Raw genomic sequence first — 23,623 nt, 5'->3', positions numbered from 1 at the left:
CACATGAAAAATTGAAAGTACAATGAGCAAAAAAGTATTAGTAATAGACAACTACGATTCCTTTGTATATAATCTGGTGCACTACCTCGAAGATTTGGGGTGTGAGGTGACCGTAAAAAGAAACGATCAACTACAATTGCATGAAGTAGAACCTTTTCATAAAGTTTTACTGTCACCAGGACCAGGGATCCCAGACGAGGCCGGACTGCTTAAAGATATTATAGCATCTTATGCAGATTCCAAAAGTATTTTTGGTGTATGCCTGGGACAGCAGGCCATTGGCGAAGTATTTGGCGGTAACCTCATCAACCTCGACGAAGTATATCACGGTGTGGCAACCAACGTAACCTTATCGGTAACCGATGAAGTGCTGTTCAACGGGTTGGACAACAATTTTGATGTAGGAAGGTATCACTCTTGGGTGGTGGCAGATCAAAACCTACCCGAATGTTTAGAAGTAACATCGTACGACCAAAACGGACAAATCATGTCGTTACGCCATAAAGAGTTAGATGTGCGTGGAGTGCAATTTCACCCAGAATCTGTATTGACTCCAGACGGTAAAAAAATGTTAGAAAACTGGATTAACAATTAATAAAGATGAAACAATTATTAAATAGATTAATCAATCACGAAACCATATCCAAAGAAGAGGCCAAAGAAGTATTGGTAAATATTTCTAAGGGGGCATATAATCAAAGTCAAATTGCATCTTTTCTTACCGTTTTTATGATGCGTAGCATCACTATAGAAGAACTCGAAGGGTTTAGAGATGCACTACTAGAACTTTGTATCGCAGTAGATTTTAGCGAATACAACCCAATCGATTTGTGCGGTACTGGAGGTGATGGCAAAGACACGTTTAATATATCTACGCTTTCGTCATTTGTATCTGCTGGTGCAGGCATCAAAGTAACCAAACACGGTAACTATGGCGTATCTTCAAAATGTGGGAGTTCAAATGTGATGGAGTATTTAGGTATTAAGTTTAGTAATGACAAGGATTTCTTGAAACGTACAATGGATGAAGCCGGAATATGCGTACTACACGCTCCCCTATTTCACCCAGCTATGAAAAATGTAGCTCCTATTCGTAGAGAATTAGGCGTAAAAACCTTTTTCAATATGCTAGGACCAATGGTAAATCCTGCGTTCCCAAAAAACCAAATTGTAGGGGTGTTTAATCTTGAGTTGGCTAGAATGTATGGATATCTGTATCAAAATACCGATAAGAATTTTACAATTATTCATGCACTAGACGGGTATGATGAGATTTCATTAACCGGAAGCACAAAAACCATTTCTAACAATACTGAAAGCATGCTTACTCCTGCAGATTTTGGAGTAACTACCTTAAAACAAGAAGAAATCGTGGGTGGAGACTCTGTAGAAGAGTCGGCAAATATTTTTATGAATATCCTCAACGGAAAAGGAACAGAGGCACAAAACAATGTGGTCTGTGCCAATGCAGGTATGGCCATAGCTACTGTAGAAGGATTACAACCCAAAGAAGGATTCGAAAAAGCCAAAGAATCTTTGCTATCAGGTAAAGGTCTTACAGCTTTAAAAAAAGTACAGGAATTAAGTAAGAATTGATGCATGGTATTTAGTTCCTGCATAGACTGGAATCTAAAAAAGTCACAACAAAAAAGATCCTGAAACAATTTCAGGATGACAACAAACAATGAACATACTAGACAAAATAGTAGCCGATAAATATAAAGAAGTAGCACTGAAGAAAAACATAATTCCGGTAACTCAACTTGAGAATTCTGCACTTTTCGATCGTCCTACTACTTCATTGGCCAATACTTTACGAAATAGCAACACAGGTATTATCGCTGAGCACAAACGCAGGTCACCTTCAAAAGCGGTTATTAATCAAAACGTAAGTGTGCAAGATGTAGCACAAGGATACCAAACTGCTGGAGTGTGCGGAATGTCTGTACTCACCGATGGCAAGTATTTTGGAGGTTCTCTAGACGATTTACTGCTAGCCAGATCCTCTGTCAATCTCCCTTTACTTCGTAAAGAATTTATTATTGATGAATATCAATTACTCGAAGCGAAGGCTCATGGTGCCGATGTTATTCTTTTAATCGCTGCTGTACTTGACAAAGCTCAAATCAAACAGCTTTCAGAATTTGCCAAAAGCCTATCACTAGATGTATTACTCGAAGTTCATAACCAGGAAGAACTAGAGAAATCTATTATGCCTTCGTTAGATATGCTTGGGGTAAACAACCGAAATCTAAAAACTTTTGAAGTAAGCACAGATGTGAGTAAAACCTTAAGTTCACAAATTCCAGACGAATTTGTTAAGGTTTCAGAAAGTGGTATTAGTACTGTAGAAGCGATTAAAGATCTGCAACAATATGGATACGAAGGTTTTCTCATCGGAGAAAACTTTATGAAAACAGAAAATCCAGGAGATAGTGCTATCGATTTTATAAAACAATTAGCATCATGAAAATTAAGGTCTGCGGAATGAAATACAAAGATAATATAGCGGCTGTTGCAGCATTGCAACCCGACTATATGGGCTTTATTTTCTATGACAAATCTCCAAGAAATTTTGACACCGAAATTCCATCAATTTCAGAAGACATTAAAAAAGTGGGGGTATTTGTAGATGCTCCTATCAATATTGTCCTAGAAAAGATATACAAATTTGGGTTTAAAGCACTGCAATTACATGGTCAAGAGTCTATAGAATATTGTGAAGATCTTAAATCAAAACTGGCAAAGCTTCCTCAGCCCTTAGAAATATGGAAGGTATTTTCAATAAAAGACACTTTCGATTTTTCAAGATTAACCCCTTACGAAGGTATCGTCGATTGTTTTCTTTTTGACACAAAAGGAAAAGAAAAAGGAGGTAATGGTTATACGTTTGATTGGACCGCTTTAAAAAATTATCCTTCTAAAACCCCATTTATATTAAGTGGTGGAATAGGACTAAATGAAATCGATAACCTCAAAGCAATACTAAACACAGATTTACCCATATATGCGATCGATGTAAACAGTAAGTTTGAGATTGAGCCCGGATTAAAAAATAGAGAAGAATTAGAAAAATTTAAAAATGCGTTGTTAGTTGATTGTTAACCGCCACTAGATCCAAGAAACATCAACTATTAACCAAAAAACAAAAACTAAAAAAGATGAGTTATCAAGTAAACGAAAAAGGTTACTATGGAGACTTTGGAGGAGCGTATATCCCTGAAATGCTTTATCCCAACGTAGAAGAATTACGCACTCAATATCTTGACATTATGAACGATCCTTCCTTCAAAGAAGAGTTCGATCAACTACTAAAAGATTATGTTGGGCGCCCCTCTCCTTTGTATTTCGCCAAGCGTCTTTCAGAAAAGCATAATACCAAAGTGTATCTAAAAAGAGAAGATCTTAACCATACCGGAGCCCATAAAGTAAATAATACTATTGGTCAGATATTGGTAGCCAAGAAACTAGGGAAAAACAGAATTATCGCTGAAACCGGTGCCGGACAACATGGTGTAGCTACCGCGACAGTATGTGCACTTATGGGTATACAGTGTATCGTATATATGGGTGAAATTGATATTAAAAGGCAAGCTCCCAATGTGGCCAGAATGAAAATGCTTGGTGCCGAAGTACGTCCTGCCAAATCTGGAAGTAGAACTTTAAAAGATGCTACCAATGAAGCGATAAGAGATTGGATCAATAACCCAGTAGACACGCACTACATTATTGGTTCTGCTATTGGCCCACACCCCTACCCAGATATGGTTACCAGATTTCAATCTGTCATTTCAGAAGAAATCAAATGGCAACTTAAAGAAAAAGAAGGAAGGGAACATCCCGATTATGTCGTCGCTTGTATCGGTGGAGGAAGTAACGCAGCAGGAACCTATTACCATTTCCTAGATGAACCTAAAGTTGGCATTATCGCAGTAGAAGCCGCTGGAAAAGGAGTAGATAGTGGAGAAAGTGCTGCGACCTCTCAATTAGGAAAAGAAGGTATTATACACGGTTGTAAAACACTATTGATGCAAACTCCCGATGGCCAAATCACAGAGCCCTATTCGATATCTGCTGGATTAGATTATCCCGGTGTAGGACCATTACACTCCCATCTTTATCGTTCTGGGCGCGGCGAGTTTTACTCGGTAACCGATGATGATGCAATGGCAGCAGGATTAGAATTATCGCAACTAGAAGGTATTATTCCTGCAATAGAAACCTCACACGCCCTAGCTATTTTTAATGATAAAAAATTTAAACCAGATGACGTGGTGGTCATTAGCCTATCGGGTAGAGGAGATAAGGATTTAAATACCTATATCGATTATTTTAAATTGTAACCTAAATTAAAAAACATCGTTGGTCATTCGGCGTAGGCTGGAATGACAAAAAAACAAATACGAATGAAAAACAGGATCAACCAAAAACTGGCAGAAAATAAAAAACTGCTTTCTATATATTTTACGGCGGGATACCCAAACCTTGATGACACAGTGGGTGTTATTCAGGATTTAGAAAAAAGTGGAGTCGATATGATCGAAATCGGATTACCATTTAGTGATCCTCTTGCCGATGGGCCAACCATACAAGAAAGTTCTACTGCAGCACTCAAAAATGGGATGACTACCAACGTCCTTTTTGAGCAGTTACAAGACATCAGAAAAACGGTAGAAATTCCTTTAATCATTATGGGGTACTTCAATCCTATGATGCAATACGGTATTGAAGCTTTCTGCGCTAAATGTCAAGAAATAGGTATTGATGGTTTAATTATACCCGATCTACCTGTAGCTGAGTATCATGAACACTACCAAGAGACTTTTGAAAAGTACGGATTAATAAATGTATTTTTAATCACACCACAAACCTCAGATGAGCGCATTCGATTTATCGATGATGTTTCTAATGGTTTTATCTATATGGTAAGTTCTGCAAGTACAACTGGTGCCAAAAACACCTTTGGAGATGTGCAACAAGCATATTTTGAAAGAATAGAAAGTTTACAACTCAAAAACCCACAAATTGTAGGTTTTGGAATTAGTAATAATGAAACCTTTACTCAGGCAACACAAACTGCAAAGGGTGCAATTATAGGTTCGGCTTTTATTAAACACCTAACTAACGAAGGTATTGGAACTATTGAAAAATTTGTGAAAACTATCAGGTAATATAAACACTAAAAACTCATATTTTTCAAAGTAATTAATTAGCACCAATCATGAAAAAAAGATATCTATATATTTTAGGATTGATACTAATTGTGTTCCAATCATGTTTTTCTCAATCCATTTCAAGAAGAGAATTTAAGAAAACTAGATGGTTTACTTCTAACAAAGACAGTTTATTTTTTAAATCTGACACAATTAGGTTTATCAAATATTCTAATAAATCCAAAAAGGAAGATAATATGGAGTTCTGCCCAGAAACTTTATCTTTTTACGATGTTGAATCAATACAATTGTGGTTTACTCAAAATAGATATATGAACTTTTTAAAACAAGATTTTCATATTCATACTATTAAGTTAAACAAATGGATTTTGGGTAAAAAAGACTCTACCTTAACTTTGGAAAGCGAAAAAAAAATTAATTATTTTTTCAAAATAATTAGAATTAAAAATTTAGAATTTGAAAGTAACGGACAAAAATTTGTTACGAAAGAAATGATACTAAAAAAAGAAATACCACCGGTTACTAACTAAATTAAGTAACACATATAAATGAGATAATATGAATAACACCATCAAATTTAACGTAGTTTAAGTTTTCTTGACTTTAGAGTAATCTCTGCTTCACAATGAGCTTATTTTGGATTTGTTCCTTTACCCAAATCTAAAATTAAAACTATGAAACTTTTAAAACCCATTATGGTAATACCCCTTTTATTAATTTGTTTTACCTCTTGCGATCTTATCGATGACAATACTGGTAATCCGGGGCCTGATGATGATGCACCTATTATTATTGCACATAGAGGAGCACAATCTGTGTTACCTGAACACACACTAGAGGGATACAAAAGAGCATCTGAGCTTAATGCCGATTTCATTGAGCCTGATCTGGTATTAACCAAAGACGGACACCTTGTAGCACGTCATGAGCCAATGCTTTCTGGCACTACCAATGTAGCCGATCTACCTGAGTTTGCAGACTTAAAAACCACCAAAAATGTAGATGGGAAAATGGTAACCGATTGGTTTGCGTGCGATTTTACTTTGGCGCAAATCAAAACACTTCGTGCAAAGCAAGCGTTTAATGGTAGACCCACCGATTTTGATAATCTTTTTGAAATCCCAACACTCGAAGAAGTAATTCTCTTGGCAAAAGCTGAAGGATTAAAACGTGGGAAGGTACTGGGGATCTATCCTGAAATTAAGCACCCTTTATTTCACAATGAACTATTTGGTGAGCACTACATGGAAAATGAACTATTAAAAGTACTTAGCAAAGCACATTGGAACGATAAAAAAGCGCCTGTATTTGTGCAATGTTTCGAAGTAGCTCCTTTGCTATATATCAATACGAAATCTTCGGTTAAACTGGTACAGTTAATATCTACCTATAACATTAACCAAGATGGATCTTTAGACTATGATGTTCCTGAAGGAGACTTTATCTCTTATGGTTCTCCGTATGATTTCTACGTAAATGGAGATAATAGAACCTATGAGTTTTTTACCACAGCCGAAGGTATGGAGTTTACCGCTTCATATGCCGATGGTATTGGACCATGGAAACCTTTTATCATTTCATACAGAACAGAAGCTTCTGGTGAACTTACATTATTAGAACCTACAGACTTTATCGAACTTGCCCACAACTATGATCTATTGGTGCACCCATATACCTTTAGAAATGAAAATGAGCAGTGGAGCCAAGGGAATCCTGAAGCAGAATATCATCTGTTTTTTGATGCTGGTGTAGATGGTGTGTTTTCCGATTATACCGATGAGGCAGTGAATGCCCTGAATACCTGGAAAGAGTAATTTCTTATTAGTATACATATTACAAAATCACTTGTCATAACAATAGGCAAGTGATTTTTTGTGTATTACTATTTCTAACCTCGTTTTACAAAAAGTGTTCTAATAAACTTGTCCAGCTTTTCCTTTTTAAGCTGTAAGACATCGGTTTTAATTTTGGTCACAAAGCCAAAAGTATTTCCTTCTATAGCCATATCACCAGCTACATACAAAAGGTTCTTCCCATCGAACTGTATTTTGTTTAATGCTATAATCGGGTATCTCATTGCGATAGAGGCAATACCATTTTCTCCAAAAGTTTCATCTATACTACCGTCATTATTTAATTTCTTGATTAAAAGCTCATAATCATCATGTAGGCTTTTTGACACCACATAGAGTTCTCCTTTATCCCCTACTACAAAACTAGAGTCATACAAATCTGCACTTCCATGAACCTCACCTGTATCGGCAAAGGTTTCATCAAGATTACCATCAAGGTCGTATTTACGAATAAGATATAAAGCTTCTGCATTCAATTTTAGGTGAGAAATATACACCGCCGAATGGGTAACCACAATATGATCTATAGTCTCAAAATTTTCTCCTGTCGATAAGCAGTGTACTTTTTGAGATACCATTTGCTCACTATCGACCCCTGCCAAATAACTAGCTTGCACAGGCACAGTTGGAGTGGTTCCTGAAGAATATGCTAGCAATAGATAATCATCTTGCATAGCAGAACTATCGAGCTTATAACAGCGATTGGCATACAGATCAGACGATAAGGTTCTCCCATCGCGGGAAAGTTTAAGAATAGCAATTTTCTCATCTGTAGTAGAAACGCTAAAATCATTAATTTTTGCAACTACAATAATTTCACCACTGGGCGAAGTATGGAGATATTGCCCAAAGTTATCATCGGCATTATTCAAGATACTTTTGGTATAAATTCCACGTCTTCCAAAATTTGGATTTAGCTTTCCATTTTCGAAAAACTCATTGATATGAATCATCCAGTTTAAACCGTTCCATAGGTTTGATAGTACTACGACGGTACCTTCTTCGGTAGCACTCATGGCAACAGGTGAGGTTCCCTCATTATCCAGAATCACGGAGGTAAATTTAAAAGAGTCATCCTCTGTACCATCTTCCTGTAATCGAATTAACCTACGATGAATATCCGACTCATATAACACATATAATTGCCCCTGGTCAGTAAGATTATAATCTATAATTTGAGAAGATTCCATCCCCAATTCTTTAAAGAGATAGAGGCCGTTTCTAGAAAACTTTACATCAACTTGTTGTGCACATAAATGATAACATATGGTACACAAAAGAAAAGGCAAAAACTTAATATTCATATCAAATTGGTGTCTAGCTTAGGATAAGCCATCACGCAAGTTGTTGATTAGCATGAAAGATCCAGGGGTAATTGGATGAAGTCCCAAAAAAAAGAATTAATATGGTATTACGCAAAACCTTTCGATAAATGTCTTATAAAATAGACCAATCACCCAATTTTTGGTTAACCATGAATAGATACTCTTAACTTTGACTTAAGGCGTTTTCTTTTCCTGTTTGAATTCATTAAATTAGTAACACTCTAATTATCAAATCGTTTAATTTAATAGTATAGCTATATGGGCAAAGGAGATAAAAAAACACGACGAGGCAAAATCATTATGGGAACTTATGGACGTTTACGTCGTAAGAAAAAAGATAAAGTAACCACAACCAAAGCTTCAAAGCCCAAAGCTGCTAAAAAGGCCGCTCCAAAAAAAGCAGAAGAATAACAAGTTAGATAAAAAACTCTCGATATTGCATTACCCTAAAATCGATAGTATTAAATTTAGGATCTTTTGCTTTTAGATCCTTATACAACGGCATACTACCTATTGCTCTATTGGCAGAACCCGATGGTGCAGTAAGAGAAATTGTACGTACAATTCTACCAGCAATTGTTACCTGGTGTATTCTGGGTACCTCTCCAGACACTACTTCTAGTGATAGATCATACGTTTTAAGGTGTCTTCTAAAGAAATATTCGGGACCGTTTTTACTATTACCTCCCATAAAAATTAAGGTATCAATCTTGGGATATTGCTGTAAATATCCCACCATATCCCTAAGCACTATATTTTGCATCCCCAGGTCTGAGGCGTCTATTTTATCACGTTCACAACGTTGTACAATATCACACACACCTATCCCCTTGGAAGTTAAAAATTGCCTACGTTGCTCAGCTGCGGCATGAGTGGTTTCATACTTTAGACCCAACTCAAAAATGCGATCAAGTACCGGCCATAACAAACCATTACTACTCCCATAACAAAAATCTACGTCTTTCTCGTTTAACGCTCCTGTAGTAAATCTGGGTGGTGGTAATGTGCCTACTATAAGTTTTGTGGCTCCTTCTGGAAAAAAAGGCTCATAAGGATGAATGTGCTGAAACATAAGCTTAAGTATAGGTTACGAATGTACTAGTATTCTCTAAAAAATTGAAACGTACTTTTATAAAATTTATCATACTTTTTCTACTAAAGGTGAATGTTTTACTACAGTCTCTTTTTCTATAACTGACCATCTTACCTTGAGTCTTTTTATAAAATTGATTACCAGTACAGATTTCTGTATGCAGATCATCTTTTCCTGTCTTAGTTTTGCAGCGTTGTTGTATACAACTGGGGAAAACAAAAAATTTAACATTTGATAGCATTAGGGGGTCATTTTTTGATACTGTTATGTATTAAATTCGCGCCTGGAAAAGCAAAAGTATAGGGATTTTTTATAGATATATGCTTGCTGCTTTCAAATACAAACAGGAATACATACCAAAAAAATATAAGCATTAACAACAGAAAACTTTGTAGCAAAATGAAGAAATTCACCTTTTTAATTTACCTTTTTACCATCACATCCTTAACCTTAGTATCTTGTGCAGACGATGATGCTCAGGACATCGAAGAAAGTTCGGCAAACCTTATTGTATCTTTTTCATTCGATATTGATTCTGAAACTTATACAGGAACTATAGATGACACGAACAACACCATTAATCTTGTCTTACCATTTAAAACTGAATTAACCTCGCTTTCTCCTACTATAGATATCTCAACAAAAGCAGAAGTAGCTCCTTTATCTGGAGAAGCTCAAAACTTTACCGATGCTATTATCTATACCGTTACTGCCGAAAATGGAGATACCAGAACATATACGGTAAATGTGATTGCTCCCAATACAGAGAATTTTATCACAGCATTTGAACTAAAAGATGAAAATGATCAAGTGATAAAAAGTTTTTTTGATGAAGAATCGTCTACGATTCTTGTAGAATATACCGATGTGTTAGATCTTACAAATTTAGTTCCAGCTATCAGCATCTCAGAAAATGCCACAATCACCCCTAATCCAACAGATGGATTAGATTTATCTAATGACATTATCTTTACCATAACATCTGAAAGTGGGGAAATTAAGGAGTATCGATTAGCCGGTTACACAGACAATTTATTAAAAAATCCAACGGGTGAAAATAATGGAGAATTTTGGGTTCTTGATGGAGATGTGGGAGTTACGGAGAGTGTAAACACAAGTAATATCTTTTTTATTATCTCACAAGAAGACACCTATGATGCTATTGAACAAACTATAGAATTCACCAGAGATTTTGGAGAAAAATACGTTATGTTCTTGGGAGATTTGACTACCGAAAAAGTAGTTGAAGGTTCTATTACCAGACGTCCATATTTTTGGGGGTACCAAAAAGGAACATTCAGTACCGATGGTGAATTAGCCATAGAAGAAGTTTTACAGAGTAACATGATACATACCGAAGATGCAAATGTTTGGGAAGGCGTATATGACGCTAAGCCTCTGTTTGAAGGTGTAGAGTCTGTACTCTTTAAAATGGCTCAAGCCAGCATGAATGGCGACCCTCAAGACGGCACTAAGAGTAAATATAGAGACATAGAAGTTAGAGTTTTTGAATCTAAAGAAGATGCAGATCTCTATGTTAATAAACTATATAGACAAACAGCAGAGTAAACAAAAACAAATATTTATCACGCTGATAAAAAACAAGCCGGTTTCAGAAATTGAAACTGGCTTGTTTTATTTTTATACAATTTTAAAACTTACAAAAATATGAGTGATCAAAACCCAATAGGAAAGTGGATGCTGATACTACCCCAAGGAGTTGATGTACTCCCTAGTGATTATATAGAAGAAATCACTCCTAACGAAATCATATTTTATAGTTTTGACGAAATACAAAACCGGTTTCCCTTAAAAATTGACCAAAAAAATCAATTATTGATTACCAGTGAGGTTCACAAAGCTAAATACTTTATTGAAGACAACGTTCTAAAAAAAACGACTATCTACGAAGATGGGGAAATATCTGAAATGATGTATCTACGGTTATTTCCGACTTTAATTACAAACCCGTTAGAAGACATACTGCAAAGGCAATATAAACTTCTTGCCAAAGATACTCCGAGCAACATAAAAGCTGAAATATTCGATTTTAGCAATTCTAATATTAAGCGATCTACAGATATTATTATTGAAGAAATTCTTGGCACACATTATATCGTAATTATTTATTTGGGAAGGCGAGCTAATATGTTTCCGATTAAAGAAATTCATCTAGATCACATTCTTATTTATGGGTTTAAAAAAGATGGGGGTTTTAGTACACTTCAGCAACATATACCGCCTGCAAATCATACGATTGAAGGCAAACCCGATGTTTTTCTGATGCCCAAACTCAATTTGCTCATCGACCAACTGGCTTCAGAACGAGCCTATCTATCTCAACAAATTGATGATTTCACAAAAGAGCGTGATTATTTATCAGCTCACTATCACGCAGAAGGGTATCGTCTCATTAATAGAGCTTTTAACACTATGAGTACGATTAAAAATGAGCATCATAAAGATATTTCATTTTATCAAACCATGTTGAGTCGATATAAAACCTTATTACAAGAAGAAGCCGAGGACTATAGCCGCAACTCTCTACAAGCACAAATTGAAGATTTTGAAACCAAAATAAACCGACTTCAATCTGCAAAAACAACTTTTAGACCCAATACAGACCATATTAAAAAAGCACTACAAGAATTAGCAAAAAATGAACTAAAACGTATCAAACTTATTCTAAAAGAAAAATATAACACTACGCTAAACATATATTGGTTAGATCCTGATTCACTACAACTAGTACTACAGTTTCATGGTAACGAAGGATATTTAGATTGTCATTTCGATATACTTGCCTCTCTAGGGTTTTATAAAGAAGAAGTAGATTACTATTATACCGTCAATAATTTTTCTAAAGAAAAAATAGATGAAGTAATCACAATATTATCTCGACTTTTTTTTGATGCTTTTTATCCTCACACGCTCGATAAACCTATGAAACTTATTGTTTCTTAAGAACGAAAGGTATTAATCATCTAGAACTGAAAGTAAATAAACGGTTGAAAATCGGCAGCATAGGTTTGGTAACAAATAATCGCCACAACAGTTGCAATGGCTGCTTTGATTACAAAATTGCTTCTTACAAACAAATCTTCGATCTTATCCTTGGTGCTGTAGGGTAGCCAATGCGTAATATACCCAATAAGCATCACTATAAATACTATCCTATATTCCCATAATACGGCCAATGCATTTTGCCAATCCATATTGGTAGCTACCTGTTGATAGAAGCGCTCAATATGATCCATACTATTTCCCCTAAAATAAATACGTGTAAAAGTGATAAACACAAAAGTTAAGGCAATACGCCACAATAAAGCATACCATGCCTTAGAATTCTCATAAGGGCTTATTTTTCGCCAGTATTTGTAGGCCACAATACCAACACCATTGAGTCCTCCCCAGATCACAAATTTCCAGGATGCCCCATGCCATAGCCCTCCTACCAGCATGGTAATCATAATATTTACATTTCTATTAAAATGCCAGGCCAGTCGCTTTGAAAACAAAGTAATAATAAGTAACGCTCCAATTCCTGAGCATGCCAAAAGCGCTATACCATAGTCTGATACCGCAAAAAACCCTAAAAAAGTAAACACCAGTATAAAGGCATAGGAAAAAATACTCCCGCTACGATTTCCTCCAATTGGGATATATAGATAATCTTTGAGCCAACTCGATAGTGAGATATGCCAACGTTTCCAAAAATCTCCACAATGAATAGCCTTGTAAGGCGAATTAAAATTCACTGGTAACTTATAGCCCATAAGCATTGCCAACCCAATAGCGATATCGGTATATCCAGAAAAGTCACCATAGATTTGTAGTGAATATCCAAACATTGCCATAATATTGGTAAAACCAGAGAACATTTCGGGTACATCAAAAACTCGATCCATAAAATTGGCTGCGATATAATCTGCAAACAACATTTTCTTGATTAGCCCCTTTAGAATCATAAAAGTAGCTTTCCCAAACTCTTCCTTTGTAATATTGATTTCTTTTCTGATCTGCGGAACAAAATCTGCTGCTCTCACAATAGGTCCAGCTACCAGTTGAGGAAAGAAACTCACAAAAAACCCAAAGTCGATAATCGAATTAAGGGGTTTGATCTGTTTGCGATAAATATCGACACTATAACTTATCGTCTGAAAGGTATAGAACGATATTCCCACAGGTAAAATAATCTTGTCTACCGTAAAGTAATCGATTTCACTCCAGCTATTGGCCCATTGCGCCAAATAGTTAATTACTTCATAATCGGTTTGAAAAAGGTAGTTGTAGGAGTCTGTAAAGAAATAGGCATATTTAAAATAACAAAGCGTGCCCAGATTAATAATCACACTTATAGCAACCAAAAACTTTTGTACAATTACTGATTTACTTTTATAAATCGCTTTCCCCAGAAAAAAGTCATTTATGGTGCTAAACAATAATATACCAATAAACAACCCACTGGTTTTATAGTAGAAAAGAATACTTATCGCAAAAAGATAAGCACTTCTTAGACTTTTCTTGCTATATACTATGGCATATATAAAATAGATCACTGCAAAGAAAATCCAGAAATCGGCCTGTGTAAAAATAAGAGGCGAATCTTCAGAAAAAGCAAATATGTCAATGAGTCTATTCATTAATAATCTGATTCAATACAGAATTTGGTTCCAGTTGTAATTCTTTTTCCCAGGAGTGTGCTAATGCTTGCAATAGTAAATCAGCTTTTATTCGATATCCTGCTACAGTAAAATGAATACGATCCTTAGGCATTAATTTGTTGGTATACCAATCTCTAGAAGAATTAAACCCTCCCATAATTTCATAAAAATCCCACACAGCCATATTTTGCTCTTTAGCCACTTCATATATTACTTTTCTTGCAATCCTGGTTCTTGGGTTTGGGAATTTCCTTTTATAATACGAATCATTAGGTACCGTAAGTAAAACGGCACAATTGGGATTGGCTTTTTGTATCAATTTGATTAAATCTGTGTAATATGTTTTGTATTCATCGGGATTAAAATCTGGATGATAAGCATCATTGGTACCTACAGATACTATGAATAAATCGGGTTTATAAAGCAGTAGTTGATCGTCAAAATACTCGCATCTATTATAGTATGAAAAACTACCGCCATTTACTCCAATCGAGGTGTATTGTACTCCCCTATTTTCATTCATAAGCTCTACTCCCATCATCAAAAACTCAGCATTGGCAGAACTATCGATCTTTTGAACACAAAATTCAATCTTATCTACCTTATTTTTCAGGGTATACTCTATAAAATGAGCTTGCTTATTTTCTTTGGTTTCAGATACCAAAGAATCCTGTTTAAACGATATTTGATAGTCTGATGTCCAGTTATCATAAAAGATTCTTATCTTATTAAAATCATACATATTTTTATGATAATTATTACCATTGGCCATTATTTTCACATTGGCAATAGAATCTTTGAATACCGCGGTTACTCCGGAAAGACCCCAGGTAACGCTATCTTTTACCACAGAGCATCGGTATCCTGTCCATTCCCCATCATACTCTACCCTATAGTTCCCTGGGTTATTGGTTTTGGCCAGTTTATAAGGATAAATAAAACCACGTTGTCCTTTTGCCGTTGGGCTCATCGTTTGAAGATATGATCGAAGTCTATTGGAGTAAATATCTGCTTGTATATGAGATCCCCCTATATGAAAAATATGAATATCGTCTTCTCCTCCTTTGGCAACAGTATCAAATTTACGAAACAGCTTCTTAAACGCAGGAGAGGTTTCTGCCATTTTGATGGTATTGGCTTTCCAGTTGATGAATTGATACTTGTGTTGAATAGAGTCTAAAACATAGGTCTGTGCTACCAAAGGCATAGTTACAATGCACAGCAAAACCACAATACTTATTTTGTTATACTTCATTATCGATAGGTTCTTTGAGATCAAGGTATAGGGCTGTAAAAAATAGTTCAGATATTATTTTGGTTCCTTTCCAGGTAAAATGCATATAATCTTTGGCGGTCAACTTTTCATCTACCCAAAGTGGCATAGATCCTTTGCCCCCCATAGCATCATACATGCTCCAATAAGCAACATCATTCTCTAGACATGTGGTCATTAGTTTCTCATTGAGATATGGTAATAACGGGTAGGTTTCCATTTTACCGTTTACAGGCTGACACATATCGGTTGGACCAATAAAAATGAAACTAGTATTTTTTGCGCGACGGCGTATCCATTTCACCTGATTGACAACACGCTTCGTGTACTTTTCAACATCAATAGAATCCTTAAGATACGGCATCGTATTTCCTCCATATTGCATGATTACAATTTTGGGATTTAATTGACGTACCATTCGACCATAAGTACCCGAATTTGAACTTGCAAAAATAGTCCCTGAAGCCCCACGCATCGCTATGTTATCTATTTGTACTCTTGAACCTCCATCTAAAGTGAGCCCGTAGAAATCTGCACTTACCTTACCTTCAACCTCAATTTTAAGATTGGTTGGAGTGGTTAAGGTTCTTATTTTATATTGGTGATATTTTCCGTCTGCTATTAAACTATCTCGTTGAATAAGTTCACCATCATTATATACCGATATTTTGATAGGTAAATTACAATTCCCGTAATGCAAACCAATATTGGTAAATCTTCTAAACTTTGCATAGGTTTTTGTGGATTTACCTATAGTAACCGCAGCTTTAATAATAGGTAAGGAGTCGATCGTAGTACTATCTGGGAGTGTTTTTTGATATGGAGAAAATCGTGAAACCGATAAGTAAGCTCCATACTTACGGTGAGAAAACTTCTTTTTTGTAGGGTCAAAATAAGCATATCTTTCCCAATGCTCACTTGGTTCTACAATTGCACTTATTTGCCGATATACTGGCAATAAAGGAATAAAACCGGGACCACTACCACCATACATATGTTGTAGCCTGTTTCTAAGATAAGCAGTTATACGATCCCCTTCTATTTGAGAGTCTCCATAATGTAGTATTCGACATGATTTTGAAGATAACTTCCTGCGCAATTCCTTAGCAAAGTCTGGATTACTATCGGGGTATCGTATACGGACCAAACGGGTGGTATCAATTTTCGAAAAATCTGGCAATTGTTTAATCTGAGTTACCGCAGCAATATCTTTGGTAGTTTCTGTAGCCTCCTCAATATCCAGAGGAGTCACAATTTCGGTTACTTCAAGAATATCTTTTCTGGTAAGCGTGGTATCTTTCTCTAACCCCAAAAAGGTTGTATAGGTAGGATACTTTAATGAAACACCTTCATAAGAAAACCCATCATCTTGTGTTTGCTCTTTTTGCACGCCTCCTTTCTGACTTAGAAACATAAGGCCAAATAATGCTCCCAGCACCAGAAATATAAATAATGATATTTGGATAGGCTTAATTTTCAATGTTTCCCGGGGTATTTTTCTCTTTTTCAGTAAAAATAGAAAGATTTTGGAAACTACAAAGTAATTCACCGCTTGTTGACGCTACCTAGCCTATGATTTTAAAGCTTTTACAGTTGCGAAGCTAACTTTTTGACATCATTAACTACACTTCTATATTTACTCCTATTGGGTTTAGACATATGCTGAGATTCGGTTATAATTTCAGACAAAATCTCTTTGGCATCTTCTACTTTTCCTTTATCTACAAGGAATTGCGCCAATTGGTATCGTTCTCCATAGTTTGAATAACGTTGATCAATTTTTCGTAAGTGTTCTTCCGCTTTTTCTGATTGCCCTAATTCTTCTAAAGCCAACGCATATAGAAACTGACTACGGGAACCATTAAAATCTGATTTATCAGAAATTTTTTCGGCACAAAATACTACCTTATCGTAATCATTGATTTTTGAATACCCCTCGATCAAGCGTTTTACAACTCCTGTGTCTTTTTCATAATTACCTTGTAAAGCAATTTCATACTCTGTTATTGCCTGAGTGTAATCTCCAGATTCTAAGAGTGCATCTGCCAAGTTTATCCTATTCTGAAAAGTATCTGCAAAATCTAATTGCTTTTGCAGATCTTTTACTTTTTTAGAGGGATTAATCATATGAACAATTTCATCCTGAACCACATTTAAATCCCTTTTATTAAATACTTGGGTGAGCAAATAAATTATACTCCCAATTACAGGTAAAAAGATGATAACAAAAAACCAATAGTAGTCATTTCTATTTTTAAAGGCGTGATATACACAAAAGGCTTGCAGTGCTATGATTAAAAAGTATGGCATAGTCGCAAAAATAGAAAAACTTATTTAAGCGTAACGACTAAATCGTCGGCTTCTACCATAGTACCCGATTTCAATACTACTTTTTTAACTACAGCATCTTCGCTGGCAGTAATGGTAGTTTCCATTTTCATAGCTTCTATAATGAATAACGGTTCATTCTTTTTCACAGCCTGACCTGTTTTTACCAATACCGTAGATAATGACCCCTGCAATGGCGCCCCTATTTGTTTGGCATCTCCTTTATCTGCTTTTGCATGTACTACTTTATCTACTTTAATAGAGCTATCTTGTATCTCAACATTTCTGGTCTGACCATTAATTTTAAAGAATACGGTTACCTTTCCTTCGTCATTAGGTTCTCCTACCGAAACTAATTGAACCAACAGGGTTTTTCCCTGGTCGAGTTTTACGATAATCTCCTCTTCAGGAGTCATTCCATAGAAGAAGTTCTTAGTAGGAATGTTCATGACATTACCATATTTTAAGTGGTGATTATATGCTCCAGTAAATACTTTAGGGTATAGCTTATATGAAAGAAAATCTGTAATATCTAAAGTCCTTCCCATTCCTTTTTTATACACCTTCTCAAACTCTTTAAATTCAGATTCAAAATCTACTGCCTCCAAATGAGCGTTGGGTCTATTGGTAAATGGTTCCTGGTCTTTTAATACCGATTTTTGAACATCTTTTGGAAAACCACCAACTGGTTGCCCTAATTCTCCTTTGAAAAAGCTCATTACCGATTGCGGGAAAGAAATACTTTCTCCACGCTCTTTTACATCTTCAATAGTGAGATTATTACTTACTAGATATTGCGCCATATCTCCTACTACCTTAGAACTAGGTGTTACCTTTACAATATCACCAAACAGTTCATTAACCTCACCATACATTCTAGTAATTTCATGAAAACGATCAGATAACCCCAGTGCCTGTGCTTGAGGTTTAAGGTTTGAATATTGTCCTCCCGGAATTTCATGTTTGTACACTTCTCCTGTTCCTGCTTTTAATCCAGACTCAAAAACATAATAGTACTCGCGTACCGCCTCCCAATAATTAGAATATTCGTTTAGTTTAGGAATATTTACCGCATTTTCACGCTCATGAAATTTTAGCATTTCTACTACTGCATTGAAATTAGGTTGTGCCGTAAGCCCCGAAAGACCTCCTAATGCTACATCGACTACATCTACTCCAGCTTCAATTGCTTTAAGATAGGTTGCAGATTGCACCGATGATGTATCATGTGTATGTAAATGAATAGGAATATTAATCTCAGATTTTAAAGCCGAAACCAATTCATACGCAGCATATGGTTTCAATAACCCTGCCATATCCTTGATTCCTAAGATATGTGCTCCAGCATTTTCTATATCCTTTGCTAGTTGAATATAATAGTCTAATGTATATTTTGTACGTTTAGGATCAAGAATATCTCCTGTGTAACATAACGAACCTTCTGCTAGTCCTTGGGTTCTTGTACGCACATGCTCAATACAAGGAGCAATGGATTCCATCCAGTTTAATGAGTCGAAAATTCTAAAAACATCTACCCCATTTTCCCAAGACTGTTCTACAAATTTACCTACCAAATTATCGGGATATGCCGTGTAACCCACACCATTGGATCCTCGAATTAACATCTGTAATAAAAGATTAGGCATGGCTTCTCTCAATGATCGTAATCGTTCCCATGGATTTTCTCTCAAAAAACGCAAACACACATCAAACGTGGCTCCACCCCAAACTTCCATACTAAATATTTCGGGATGGTTTTTTGCAAAACCTTCAGCTACTTTTAACATGTCATAAGTTCTCATACGAGTCGCTAACAAACTCTGGTGAGCATCTCGCATGGTGGTATCGGTAAAATGTACTTTCTTCTCATTTTTTAACCACTCTGCAAACTTTTCTGGGCCAAGTTTGGTTAACAAGTTCTTAGTTCCTTCGGGATATGCTGTATTTTCTTCAAACTTTGGTATAACAGGTTCTACAAAACTCTTTGTAGGATCCATTTTCTTCACATCAGGGTTTCCGTTCACAATAACGTCTCCCAAAAAGTTTACTAGTTTGGTGGCTCTATTTCGAGATTCTCTTACCTTAAATAATGACTTGGTATTTTGAATAAAGTTCACCGTAGCCTCTCCTTTTCTAAAAGTCTCGTGATTCAAAATATTATCCAAGAAAGGCATATTGGTTTTTACTCCTCGAATTCTAAATTCTGAAAGTGCTCGACGCATTTTTCTACAGGCTCCATCCAGGGTTCTACTATTTGCAGATACTTTTACCAACATCGAATCAAAGAATGGCGATATCGTTACTCCCTGATATACACTTCCTGCATCTAATCGGATACCAAAACCTGAAGCACTTCTATAGGCAGTAATGGTTCCATAATCGGGTTTGAAATCATTTTCGGGATCCTCTGTCGTTACTCGACATTGAAGAGCAAAACCTGTAGTTTTCAAACTCTCCTGACTCTCGATTTTTATTTGTTTATCTGAAAGCTTATACCCTCCAGCTATAAAAATTTGTGCTTTAATAAGATCTATACCAGTTACTATTTCGGTCACTGTATGCTCAACCTGCACTCTTGGATTTACTTCAATAAAATATATACTGCCATCATCATCTACCAAAAACTCAACAGTACCTATATTGTTGTAATCTACCGCTTTACAGATCGTAAGCGCATAATTATATAAATCTTGTTTTATTTGATCTGCCACCCCAAAAGAAGGCGCATATTCTATTACTTTCTGATATCTTCGCTGTACCGAACAATCACGTTCAAATAAATGAACCATATTCCCATGGTGGTCGGCTACAATTTGAATTTCAATATGTTTCGGGTTTTCAACAAATTTTTCTAGAAACACTGTATCATCACCAAAAGCATTAAGCGCCTCTCTTTGAGATTCTGGAAATGCTTTTTCTAATTCCTCAACATTACGAATTACGCGCATTCCTCTTCCTCCTCCTCCAGAAGCTGCTTTAAGCATCACAGGAAAGCCAATTCTCTTTGCTTCTTTAACTGCTACTTTAATATCACTAAGATCTTCTTTATTACTCTGAATAATAGGAATATCATTCTCTATCGCTACTTTTTTAGCGGTAATCTTATCCCCAAGAGCTTTAAGAACAGATACTTTGGGTCCTATAAAAATAATATCGTTTTTCTCACATTGCTCTGCAAATTTTGCATTTTCAGAAAGGAAACCATATCCCGGGTGAATTGCGTCTACATTATTCTTCTTTGCAACCTTTATAATGGCGTCAATATTTAAATAAGGTTTTAATGGCTCGTGGTTTTCACCAATCTGATACGCCTCATCTGCTTTATATCGATGTAAAGAATAACGATCTTCATAGGTATAAACTCCTACCGTTTGCAGACCTATTTCTGTACAGGCACGAAAAATTCTGATTGCTATTTCTCCACGATTGGCTACTAAAACCTTTTTAATTTGCATAGTGATATTTTTGAGTTTAGAACACTTTTAGCGAACATTCGCTGCGAAGATATTGATTAGAAAAATTCCTTGCAATAGAATATCCAAAAAATATATAACATAAAATTAAGCTTTTAAATCGAGCATTTCCATAAATAGAGAAATTAAATCTATAACATAACATTAACATAAATTAACAAAGCAAATGATAAGATTTATCTCTTTTAAGTCGTTGTAAATGAAGAATCAACCAAATCAATTTCAAATATTAACTCAAAAGATTTTTAAGCATGAAAAAAAATGCTATTGCCTTTCTAAGCTTTTTATTCTTATCGACTACTTTCTTTTTAAGTTGTCAAGATGATGATAACGACCAAATGATCCCAACCGCTCAGGTAACTACCGAAAAACAATATGATGATATTGAAACTGCTAATAACAGAATACAATCTACTGTAGAAAATACATTTAATCTTGAGTCAGGATTCCCCGTAAACAGACAACTATTATCTAAAAATTCAGACTGCATTACTACTACTTCTGAAGTAATAGAGAATACCAGAACAATTACCATTGATTTTGGAGATGGTTGTGAAGTAGCAAACGGAGAAATAATCACAGGAACCATTACTATGAGTTTTAGTATTCTGATGGACACCGAGAACCAAGTTGAAATTACGTACACCGTAGAAAACTTTACCTACAAAGAAATTTCTGTAAACGGAAGTGCTACTACCACGGTATCTATTGATAGAGACGCTGGAAACAGAAAATTCACCACTACATCTAACTTTGTTTTTACATGGGGAGATGGACTTTCTGCCACTAGCGAAACTAATTTCACAAAAGAAACCTTTCTAGAGACAAATGCAGATAATCCCGGTGATTTTGATTATTACTCCTTAACCTCAGGCAGCAGCAATACCACATTTAGTAATGGAGATATATATAGTGTAGAAATTACTACACCACTTAGAAATGAAAGAGGATGTATTTATATTGTGAGCGGAGTAATCATTACATCTCAAAATAGTGATACAGTAACTCTTGATTATGGAGATGGCGAATGCGACAACATTGCTACACAAACCGATAGTGATGGTAATGAAACAACCATAGAACTTTAATTACCGTAATATAACATAATGAGAATTAAAAACCGTTTTAGTGATCTACTAAAACGGTTTTTTTTATTTCGTAAACTCTTAAGCCTTGCTTTTTAAACACTCTTCAAAATAATGTTTTTCGAACTATTAAAGAGAAACAAATTTCACCTCTAATTTATCTTTTTTACAACATCATTTCACCCCCAAATTAATACGACAATATTTACTAAAAATTACTTCAGAATAAACTTCAAAATTCTTTTTTGTCATACCAATAAATTTAGTATGAAAATTATTTAGAAGCTCTGGCAATGTCTATTATACAAGGCCTACAAAAAATACACACAAATTTCCTATAACTTCAGGCCACAAACTGCAGGGGGAAAATCCCCTGTTAACAAAAGCCTAATTAACAAAATAATTAACCCGGTTTTAACTTCTTCAACTGCTTGAGCATTTTACTTTTGCCCCCCGATAAATAAAAACAACAATCTATTAAACCTTTCAATTATGACAAACAAAATCATTTCGTTTACCAGCCTAATTCTAGCTGCTGCCTTTTTATTTAGTTGCAGTAGTGACGACAATAATGATGAAGGCGGAAATTCAACTTCAGAGGTTACCACTTCAGATCAATATAGGGATCTCGAAGCAGCTACCGATCAAATAAATGATTTGACCTCGGGAGCAATTAACACTGGGGTACGAATGAGATTTTCAGAAAATCTAAATCAAAAAATGAACGACTGTTACACCATAAGTCAAGAATTAAATAATGACCAAACAGGAGGAACGGTTACTATAGATTTTGGCAATGGATGTGAGGTCGAAGGAGGAGATATTATGTCTGGTAAGATCTTGATGTCTTTTTCATTAAATCTCGATGGTGAAAACATTTCAATTACTTCAGATCAGACCATGGAAAATCTTATTTTTAACGATATGAATGTAAATGGTACTACCAAACTTGTAATTTCTCTTACAGCTCAAGGTTCAGAAACTATAACTTCGACTTCTAAAATTGATTTTAGCTGGGCAGATGGTCTTACAGCTACTATTGAAGAAGATAGTAAAAATGAGCTTTTCATGAACAATGATACTTTTGAATTTTATACATTAATCACCAGCAATGGAACTGCAATCTTTAGTAACGGAGATGTATTCTCATTTACCACCGAAACTCCACTACGTTTTGAAGACACTTGTGAATATCCTGTAAGCGGGGTAATTATAAACAAAGAAAATACCGCTGTGAAAACGTTGAATTTTGGAGATGGAGAATGTGATAGTATGGTAAGTGTAACTGATAATGAAGGAAACACCACTGCAGTTGATCTTGAAACTGACGAAGATCTAGTGTTTTAAGTAAAAAG

The 23,623-nt window shown here is 35.5% G+C and carries 20 protein-coding genes; 13 read left to right on the top strand and 7 right to left on the bottom strand.

Features of this window, described 5'->3' with window-relative positions; genetic code table 11:
* Nucleotides 1–22 precede the first annotated feature (22 nt).
* From M0D21_RS10035 to M0D21_RS10000, 8 genes are all read left to right on the top strand, one after another.
* Nucleotides 23–595 carry an anthranilate synthase component II gene (locus tag M0D21_RS10035; RefSeq protein ID WP_248328998.1) on the top strand — a complete coding sequence of 191 codons (573 nt, stop codon included), beginning with the start codon at nt 23–25 and terminating at the stop codon, nt 593–595.
* A gap of 5 nt (nt 596–600) precedes the next feature.
* Entirely contained in the window at nt 601–1,596 is a 996-nt protein-coding gene (trpD, locus tag M0D21_RS10030; protein ID WP_248328996.1) for an anthranilate phosphoribosyltransferase, read from the top strand.
* Nucleotides 1,597–1,684: 88 nt separating this feature from the next.
* On the top strand, nt 1,685–2,470 hold the full coding sequence (gene trpC, locus M0D21_RS10025) for an indole-3-glycerol phosphate synthase TrpC (RefSeq protein ID WP_248328994.1): 786 nt from the start codon (nt 1,685–1,687) through the stop codon (nt 2,468–2,470).
* Nucleotides 2,467–3,105, top strand: coding sequence for a phosphoribosylanthranilate isomerase (locus M0D21_RS10020; protein ID WP_248328992.1), 639 nt, complete (start codon nt 2,467–2,469; stop codon nt 3,103–3,105). The genes trpC and M0D21_RS10020 overlap by 4 nt, the downstream gene beginning before the upstream one ends.
* A 56-nt stretch (nt 3,106–3,161) precedes the next feature.
* Nucleotides 3,162–4,343, top strand: coding sequence for a tryptophan synthase subunit beta (trpB, locus tag M0D21_RS10015; protein ID WP_248328990.1), 1,182 nt, complete (start codon nt 3,162–3,164; stop codon nt 4,341–4,343).
* Between the two features lie 63 nt (nt 4,344–4,406).
* On the top strand, nt 4,407–5,171 hold the full coding sequence (trpA, locus tag M0D21_RS10010; protein ID WP_248328988.1) for a tryptophan synthase subunit alpha: 765 nt from the start codon (nt 4,407–4,409) through the stop codon (nt 5,169–5,171).
* 50 nt (nt 5,172–5,221) lie between these two features.
* Nucleotides 5,222–5,704: a hypothetical protein gene (locus tag M0D21_RS10005; protein ID WP_248328986.1), complete on the top strand. Its 483-nt coding sequence runs from the start codon at nt 5,222–5,224 to the stop codon at nt 5,702–5,704.
* Between the two features lie 144 nt (nt 5,705–5,848).
* Nucleotides 5,849–6,988 carry a glycerophosphodiester phosphodiesterase gene (locus M0D21_RS10000; RefSeq protein WP_248328984.1) on the top strand — a complete coding sequence of 380 codons (1,140 nt, stop codon included), beginning with the start codon at nt 5,849–5,851 and terminating at the stop codon, nt 6,986–6,988.
* Nucleotides 6,989–7,062: 74 nt separating this feature from the next.
* On the opposite strand, the gene M0D21_RS09995 is transcribed toward M0D21_RS10000, so the two are convergent.
* Nucleotides 7,063–8,217, bottom strand: a complete 1,155-nt coding sequence (locus M0D21_RS09995) for an NHL repeat-containing protein (RefSeq protein WP_248328982.1) — start codon at nt 8,215–8,217, stop codon at nt 7,063–7,065.
* A gap of 393 nt (nt 8,218–8,610) precedes the next feature.
* On the opposite strand from M0D21_RS09995, the gene M0D21_RS09990 reads away from it, so the two are divergent.
* On the top strand, nt 8,611–8,763 hold the full coding sequence (locus M0D21_RS09990) for a 30S ribosomal protein THX (protein WP_248328980.1): 153 nt from the start codon (nt 8,611–8,613) through the stop codon (nt 8,761–8,763).
* A 4-nt stretch (nt 8,764–8,767) separates the two neighbouring features.
* Here M0D21_RS09990 and M0D21_RS09985 read toward each other — a convergent pair whose 3' ends face one another.
* Entirely contained in the window at nt 8,768–9,424 is a 657-nt protein-coding gene (locus tag M0D21_RS09985) for a uracil-DNA glycosylase family protein (protein WP_248328978.1), read from the bottom strand.
* A gap of 420 nt (nt 9,425–9,844) precedes the next feature.
* Between M0D21_RS09985 and M0D21_RS09980 the strand changes: the two genes are divergently transcribed.
* Complete coding sequence (locus M0D21_RS09980) at nt 9,845–11,014, top strand: DUF5018 domain-containing protein (RefSeq protein WP_248328976.1); 1,170 nt, start codon at nt 9,845–9,847, stop codon at nt 11,012–11,014.
* A 99-nt stretch (nt 11,015–11,113) separates the two neighbouring features.
* Entirely contained in the window at nt 11,114–12,409 is a 1,296-nt protein-coding gene (locus M0D21_RS09975) for a hypothetical protein (RefSeq protein WP_248328974.1), read from the top strand.
* A gap of 20 nt (nt 12,410–12,429) precedes the next feature.
* Here M0D21_RS09975 and M0D21_RS09970 read toward each other — a convergent pair whose 3' ends face one another.
* From M0D21_RS09970 to M0D21_RS09950, 5 genes are all read right to left on the bottom strand, one after another.
* Nucleotides 12,430–14,088, bottom strand: coding sequence for an MBOAT family O-acyltransferase (locus M0D21_RS09970; RefSeq protein ID WP_248328972.1), 1,659 nt, complete (start codon nt 14,086–14,088; stop codon nt 12,430–12,432).
* Nucleotides 14,081–15,364: a GDSL-type esterase/lipase family protein gene (locus M0D21_RS09965; RefSeq protein ID WP_248328970.1), complete on the bottom strand. Its 1,284-nt coding sequence runs from the start codon at nt 15,362–15,364 to the stop codon at nt 14,081–14,083. The genes M0D21_RS09970 and M0D21_RS09965 overlap by 8 nt, the downstream gene beginning before the upstream one ends.
* Nucleotides 15,354–16,862 carry an SGNH/GDSL hydrolase family protein gene (locus M0D21_RS09960; RefSeq protein WP_248328968.1) on the bottom strand — a complete coding sequence of 503 codons (1,509 nt, stop codon included), beginning with the start codon at nt 16,860–16,862 and terminating at the stop codon, nt 15,354–15,356. Before M0D21_RS09960 ends, M0D21_RS09965 begins: the two co-directional genes overlap by 11 nt.
* A 107-nt stretch (nt 16,863–16,969) precedes the next feature.
* On the bottom strand, nt 16,970–17,692 hold the full coding sequence (locus tag M0D21_RS09955; protein ID WP_248328966.1) for a CDC27 family protein: 723 nt from the start codon (nt 17,690–17,692) through the stop codon (nt 16,970–16,972).
* A gap of 20 nt (nt 17,693–17,712) precedes the next feature.
* Nucleotides 17,713–21,165, bottom strand: coding sequence for a pyruvate carboxylase (locus tag M0D21_RS09950; protein WP_248328964.1), 3,453 nt, complete (start codon nt 21,163–21,165; stop codon nt 17,713–17,715).
* Between the two features lie 269 nt (nt 21,166–21,434).
* Here M0D21_RS09950 and M0D21_RS09945 point away from each other — a divergent pair, with 269 nt between their 5' ends.
* Together M0D21_RS09945 and M0D21_RS09940 are read left to right on the top strand one after the other, a co-directional pair.
* A complete protein-coding gene (locus M0D21_RS09945) occupies nt 21,435–22,271 on the top strand; it encodes a hypothetical protein (RefSeq protein WP_248328962.1) in 837 nt (278 codons plus the stop codon).
* Nucleotides 22,272–22,760: 489 nt separating this feature from the next.
* On the top strand, nt 22,761–23,615 hold the full coding sequence (locus M0D21_RS09940) for a hypothetical protein (protein WP_248328960.1): 855 nt from the start codon (nt 22,761–22,763) through the stop codon (nt 23,613–23,615).
* The last annotated feature ends 8 nt before the right edge of the window (nt 23,616–23,623 follow it).

It is taken from the genome of Aquimarina acroporae, assembly GCF_023195925.1.
Taxonomy (GTDB): Bacteria; Bacteroidota; Bacteroidia; order Flavobacteriales; family Flavobacteriaceae; genus Aquimarina; species Aquimarina acroporae.
The sequence above is the reverse complement of the archived record's forward strand: the minus strand, read 5'-3'. Positions and strand labels throughout refer to the sequence as shown.